Origin of the sequence: Pseudomonas folii (assembly GCF_014357575.1) — a bacterium.
Classification (GTDB): Bacteria; Pseudomonadota; Gammaproteobacteria; order Pseudomonadales; family Pseudomonadaceae; genus Aquipseudomonas; species Aquipseudomonas folii.
This window is the reverse complement of sequence record NZ_JACONW010000232.1, coordinates 1-5,873: the sequence shown is the minus strand read 5'-3', so window position 1 is coordinate 5,873 and position 5,873 is coordinate 1. Positions and strand designations below refer to the sequence as shown.

Annotated in this window: 6 protein-coding genes; 5 read left to right on the top strand and 1 reads right to left on the bottom strand. The window is 60.6% G+C overall.

Annotation, left to right across the window (positions count from 1 at the left end; translation table 11 throughout):
• Window positions 1-975, bottom strand: coding sequence for a serine/threonine protein kinase (locus tag H8S59_RS25720; RefSeq protein ID WP_187523260.1), 975 nt, complete (start codon window positions 973-975; stop codon window positions 1-3).
• A 187-nt stretch (window positions 976-1,162) separates the two neighbouring features.
• On the opposite strand from H8S59_RS25720, the gene H8S59_RS25715 reads away from it, so the two are divergent.
• From H8S59_RS25715 to H8S59_RS25695, 5 genes are all read left to right on the top strand, one after another.
• Window positions 1,163-2,182: a LacI family DNA-binding transcriptional regulator gene (locus H8S59_RS25715; protein ID WP_187523259.1), complete on the top strand. Its 1,020-nt coding sequence runs from the start codon at window positions 1,163-1,165 to the stop codon at window positions 2,180-2,182.
• Window positions 2,166-3,170 (top strand): ABC transporter substrate-binding protein, encoded by a 1,005-nt coding sequence (locus H8S59_RS25710; RefSeq protein WP_095092523.1) that lies wholly within the window; start codon window positions 2,166-2,168, stop codon window positions 3,168-3,170. Before H8S59_RS25715 ends, H8S59_RS25710 begins: the two co-directional genes overlap by 17 nt.
• Before the next feature lie 102 nt (window positions 3,171-3,272).
• A complete protein-coding gene (locus H8S59_RS25705; protein ID WP_246475615.1) occupies window positions 3,273-4,037 on the top strand; it encodes an ABC transporter permease in 765 nt (254 codons plus the stop codon).
• On the top strand, window positions 4,034-4,828 hold the full coding sequence (locus H8S59_RS25700) for an ABC transporter permease (RefSeq protein ID WP_099267972.1): 795 nt from the start codon (window positions 4,034-4,036) through the stop codon (window positions 4,826-4,828). Before H8S59_RS25705 ends, H8S59_RS25700 begins: the two co-directional genes overlap by 4 nt.
• Window positions 4,825-5,856: an ABC transporter ATP-binding protein gene (locus H8S59_RS25695; protein WP_187523257.1), complete on the top strand. Its 1,032-nt coding sequence runs from the start codon at window positions 4,825-4,827 to the stop codon at window positions 5,854-5,856. Before H8S59_RS25700 ends, H8S59_RS25695 begins: the two co-directional genes overlap by 4 nt.
• The last annotated feature ends 17 nt before the right edge of the window (window positions 5,857-5,873 follow it).

Here is a 5,873-nt window from a genome sequence, read left to right as displayed (position 1 = left end):
TCAAAACAACTTCAACGGCTCTTCATTCAGCGCCGACAGCTGTTCACGCAAGGCGAGGATCTGGTCGCCCCAATAACGTTCGGTGCCGAACCACGGGAAGCTGTGCGGGAATGCCGGGTCGTCCCAGCGACGGGCCAGCCAGGCGCTGTAATGCATCAGGCGCAGTGCGCGCAGCGGTTCGATCAGGGCCAGCTCACGCGGGTTGAAATCATGGAATTCGTTGTAGCCGTCCATCAACTCCGACAACTGCCCCAGGCATTCCTGGCGATCACCGGCCAGCATCATCCAGATGTCCTGGACGGCGGGGCCCATGCGGCAGTCGTCGAGGTCGACGATGTGGAACATCTCGTCGCGCGCCATCATGTTGCCGGGGTGGCAGTCGCCGTGCATGCGGATGTTCTGATGCGGCGTGGCGGCGTAGGCATCTTCGACGCGCTTGAGCAGATCCTTTGCCACTGACTCGTAAGCAGGCAACAGACTGCGCGGGATGCAGTCGTTCTGCAGCAGGAAATCCAGGGAGTTCTGACCAAAGTTCTGCACGGCCAGCGCTTCGCGGTGCTCGAAAGGTTTGGTCGCGCCTACCGCATGGATACGCCCTAACAACTGGCCCAGACGATAGAGCTGATCAAGGTTGCCCGGCTCTGGCGCACGGCCGCCGCGGCGAGGGAAGAGGGTGAAGCGAAACCCTGCGTGTTCGAACAGAGTCTGCCCGTCATGCACCATCGGCGCGACCACGGGGATATCGACGTTCGCCAGTTCGAACGTGAAGCTGTGTTCTTCAAGAATGGCTTCGTTGGTCCAGCGCTGCGGCCGGTAGAACTTGGCGATCAACGGCTGGCCGTCTTCGATGCCGACCTGATAGACGCGGTTCTCGTAACTGTTGAGCGCAAGGATGCGGGCGTCACTGAGAAACCCGATGCTTTCAACGGCATCAAGGACCAGGTCTGGCGTAAGTGTTGCGAACGGGTGGGCCATGCTAACTCCTGCGCGCAGCAGGCTGCCGCGTCGGCCCGTGATGGTAGCGCAGACGGGCAGGACATGGGGCTTTAGCTTCACCGCAAAGTTGCGCGCTGCAATCAAACTGTCATCACTTAGTCGCTGTAACGCCATGTTGCATCGCTAATGTCGCCACTAATGAGATCGATCTCAAAAGTGAGCCGGCATGAGTGATTTGAAAGAAGTGGCACGACTGGCAGGGGTTTCGCGGGCGACGGCTGCGCGAGCCTTTGCGTCGCCTGACGTCGTGCGTCCCGCCACTCGCGATCAAGTGTTCGAGGCCGCCCGTCAGTTGGGTTTTCGGCCCAATCGCCTCGGGCGTCAGTTGCGTCTGCAAACCACCAACCTGATTGGCGTGATCGTGCCCAACCTGCTTAACCCGGTCTTCGCCGAGCAGTTTCAGGCCATGGAGCGGGCTGCGCGTTTGAAAGGCTACAACCTGCTGTTGGCAACGACTGATTACAGCAGCGAACGGGAAAGCGCTGTGGTTGAAGAGCTGCTACGTCAGCGCGTCGATGGCCTGGTGCTGACCGTGACCGATGCCGAGAGCAATCGGGTTCTGCAAAGCCTGGTCAAAGAAGACACGCCGTTCGTGCTGGCGTATCACCAGCCGGGCAATCCTGATTACAGCGCTGTGTCTGTGGATAACCGCGCGGGCATGGCGCTGGCGACGCGTTACCTGCTCGACTCCGGGCATCGTCGCATCGGCATGGTCGCCGGTCCCGCGTTGCAATCGGACCGAGCCCGTCTGCGTTACGCCGGATATTGCGAGGCCATGGTCGAGCGGGGTCTGGACAGCTTGCCGGTGATTGAAATGCCTGCGCATACCCAAGCCGACTTTGCCGCCATTGAGTCGCTGCTGCGTGGCCCCCATCGGCCCAGTGCGCTGGTCTGCTCCAACGATTTGCTGGCGATCAGTCTGATCGCCGAGCTGCGCCGCAACGGCTGGAGCGTGCCTGGCCAGCTTTCCGTTATCGGTTTCGATGGCATTGCCCTTGGCGCTCAGATGCATCCGACGCTGTGCAGTGTCGTGCAACCCATCGCGGCGCTGGCCAGCACCGTGATCGATCAATTGCTGGCGCAAATCGCCGGTGCCGCTCCGATTTCCCATTGCCTGCCTTGCCATATCCGGCCGGGTGAAAGTACCCAGCCCTACGAGGAGATGCTTCATGATCCGCTTCAGTAAAACCCTGGCAGCGCTGCTGCTGTGCGGTGCGGCCAGCCTGGCTCAGGCCGCTGAAACTGCCATCTGCTACAACTGCCCGCCAGAGTGGGCGGATTGGGGCACTCAGCTCAAGGCAATTGCCGACACCACCGGTGTGCAAGTGCCGCTGGACAACAAAAACTCCGGCCAGTCATTGGCGCAACTCGTGGCTGAAAAGGCCGCTCCGGTTGCCGACGTGGTGTATTACGGCGTGACCTTCGGCTTGCAGGCGCAGAAAGCGGGCGTTGTCGGCAGCTACAAACCAAAAGGCTGGGAGCAGATTCCGGCCGGTTTGAAAGACCCGGAAGGCCACTGGTTCGCGATCCACTCCGGCACTCTGGGCATCATGGTCAACGTCGATGCGTTGGGCGGTCTGCCGGTTCCGCAAAGTTGGGCTGATCTGCTCAAGCCAGAATACAAAGGCATGGTCGGTTATCTGGATCCGTCCAGCGCCTTTGTCGGTTACGTGTCTGCGGTGGCGATCAACCAGGCCATGGGCGGCACCCTGGACGACTTCAAGCCGGCCATCGATTACTTCCAGAAGCTGGCGAAAAACTCGCCGATCGTGCCTAAGCAAACCGCATATGCACGCGTGCTCTCGGGTGAGTTGCCGATCCTCGTCGATTACGACTTCAACGCCTATCGCGCCCGCTATAAAGACAAAGCCAATGTTGCTTTCGTGATCCCGAAAGAAGGCAGCATCAGCGTGCCATACGTGATGAGCATTGTGGATAACGCACCGCATCGCGCCAACGCTGAAAAGGTGCTGGATTTCACCCTGTCCGATCAAGGTCAGTCGCTGTGGGCCAAGGCTTATCTGCGTCCAGTACGTGACGTGAAAATGCCTGCCGATGTGGCTGCGCAGTTCTTGCCGGACAGCGATTACGCCCGTGCTGGCGTGGTCGACTACGAGCACATGGCCGCTGTGCAGGAAGCTTTCGCAGCGCGCTATTTGAGTGAGGTCAAGTAAGTGACCGCTTCGGTTCTGAAAGCTCAGGGCGTGAAGCCGGGCAGGCGTGGATTCTTGCGCCTGCGCCCGACAGCGGCCTGGGCGCTGGCTCCAGCCGCAGCCATGCTATTCGCGTTCTGGTTGCTGCCCTTGGCGCACCTGATTTTGCTGGGCGGCGAAAGCCGTGACGGCAGCGCGGGTTACTGGCAGGTGCTGAGCAGTGCGCAGTATCTGGGCAGTCTTGCCCAGACCTGTGTGTTGGCAATTGTGGTCACGTTGACGGCTTTGCTGGTCGGTGGCATCAGCGGCGTTTTTCTCGCCCGGCAGCGGTTTTTCGGTCGTTCGGCACTGGTGGCGTTGCTGACTTTTCCACTGGCGTTCCCCGGCGTGGTCGTAGGGTTTCTGGTGATTCTGCTGGCCGGTCGCCAAGGCTTGTTTGCGATGCTGGGCATGGAGTTGGCGGGGGAGCGCTGGATCTTCGCCTACTCGCTGACCGGGCTGTTTCTGGGCTACCTGTACTTCTCGATTCCTCGCGTGATCCTCACGGTGATGGCGGCCTGTGAAAGTCTGGATCGCAGCCTTGAAGAGGCCGCTCATTCACTCGGCGCGGGTCATTGGCGAGTGGTCTGTGACGTCATCGTGCCGGGCCTCGCCCCCGCGTTGGTGTCCTGCGGAGCGATTTGTTTCGCGACCTCCATGGGCGCGTTCGGTACGGCGTTCACGCTGGGCACGCGGCTCAACGTCACGCCCGTCGCGATCTACAACGTGTTCACCAACTACGCCAACTTTGCTGTCGCTGCGGCGCTGTCCGTGGTACTGGGCGCGTTGACCTGGGCCGTGTTGTTGCTGGCGCGACGTCTGGTGAAAAACTCGGGGACTGTCCTGTGAAGCGCTCATCGCTGTTCGTCATGCAGTTGCTGTTTACCCTGTTGGTCTGCGCCTTCATGTTGGTGCCGGTGCTGTTGTCATTACTCGCCGGCCTGACGCGCAATTATTTTCAGGGCGTGTCGAGTGGATTGACCTTCGACTGGTTGATCCAGGTCTGGCAGGCCTATTCGCCGACGGTCTGGTTGTCGATTCAATTGGCGGTGGCCTGCGCGGTGTGCGTCTGTGTGATTGGCGTACCGGCCGCGTATGCCTTGGTGCGGATGAACAATCGCTTCAGCCGGGCGTTCGAAGAGTTGATGGTTTTGCCAGTGGCCATGCCCGGTCTGGCCAGCGCACTGGCGTTGCTGCTGACCTACGGCCAGTTCGGCGGCTTTCGCAGCAGTTGGTTGTTCATTCTGGTGGGCCATGTGCTGTTCACTTTGCCGTTTCTGGTTCGTCCGGTGATGGCGGTCATGCAGCGTCAGCAACTGCCGGTACTGGAAGAGGCGGCAGCCAGTCTTGGCGCAGGTCCGTTCAAGCGATTCTTCAGCGTCGTGGTGCCTAACTGCCGAGCCGGGATTCTGGCCGGGGTGTTGATGGTCGTCACCTTGTCCTTGGGTGAATTCAACCTGACCTGGATGCTCCACACGCCGATGACCAAAACCCTGCCGGTGGGTCTCGCCGACAGTTACGCGTCTGCGCGGCTGGAAGTCGCCAGCGCCTACACCCTTATTTTTCTGTTGATGATCGTGCCGCTTTTGATTGCGTTGCAGGCCATCAGCGCCCGTCTTTCCCGTGGAGAGAGTCGATGACCGGAACCACTATTCGTTTGCAGGGCTGCCGCAAGTCATTCGCTGACGGCACCGTCGCTGTGCATGACCTGAACCTGACTATCGAACCCGGCGAAACCCTGGCAATTCTCGGCCCGTCGGGCTGCGGTAAAACCACTACGTTGCGCTTGATTGCCGGGCTGGAAAGTCCGGATGTCGGGCAGATTTTTATCGGTGACAGCGACGTGACCCGTCTGCCTATCGAGAAGCGGGACGTGGGCATGGTGTTTCAGAACTACGCGCTGTTCCCCAATCTGGATGTGGCCGGGAACATTGTCTACGGCCTGAAGATTCGCGGCATGTCGCCTGCCGAGCGCAACAAGCGCTGCACTGAACTGCTGGAGTTGGTCGGCTTGCAGGAGCACGGCAAGCGCAGCATTCACGAGCTCTCCGGCGGCCAGCGTCAGCGCGTTGCCCTGGCCCGCGCGCTCGCGCCGCGACCTCGGGTGTTGCTGCTCGATGAGCCATTGGCGGCACTGGATGCGCAGCTGCGAGAACGCTTGCGCAGTGAGCTGGATGAGTTGCTGCGTGGGCTGGGGATAACTTCAGTTTTCGTCACCCACGATCAAGGCGAAGCCATGGCGCTAGGCGACCGGATTCTGGTGATGGAGAAAGGGCGTGTCGCGCAACTGGCGACTCCCCGCGAGATTTATCAACAGCCTGCCAATGCCTTCGTCGCCAGTTTTGTCGGCAACCTCAATGCATTTTCAGTGGTTGAACGCACGGCTCAGGGGCTGAAAGTCAGTGGCGGCGAGCTGCCGTGGACGGCTGCGAATCAGCCTTCAACGGTGTATTGCCGTCCCGAGCACTTGCGCGTGGCGGACGGTGAAAGTCATTTGCGCGGGCGTTTGGTGGGGCAGTTCTTTCAGGGCGCCCAGAGTCGGCTGTTGGTGGATGTCGGTGGCGCTCAGCCTTTGCTGGTCGACAGCTCCGACAACGTTATCCACAGCCCTGGTGCGCCGATCGGTCTGACCGTCGCGCCGCAGGTGTTGTTTACCCTGGGTTCCTGATTTTTTTGTCTGGAACG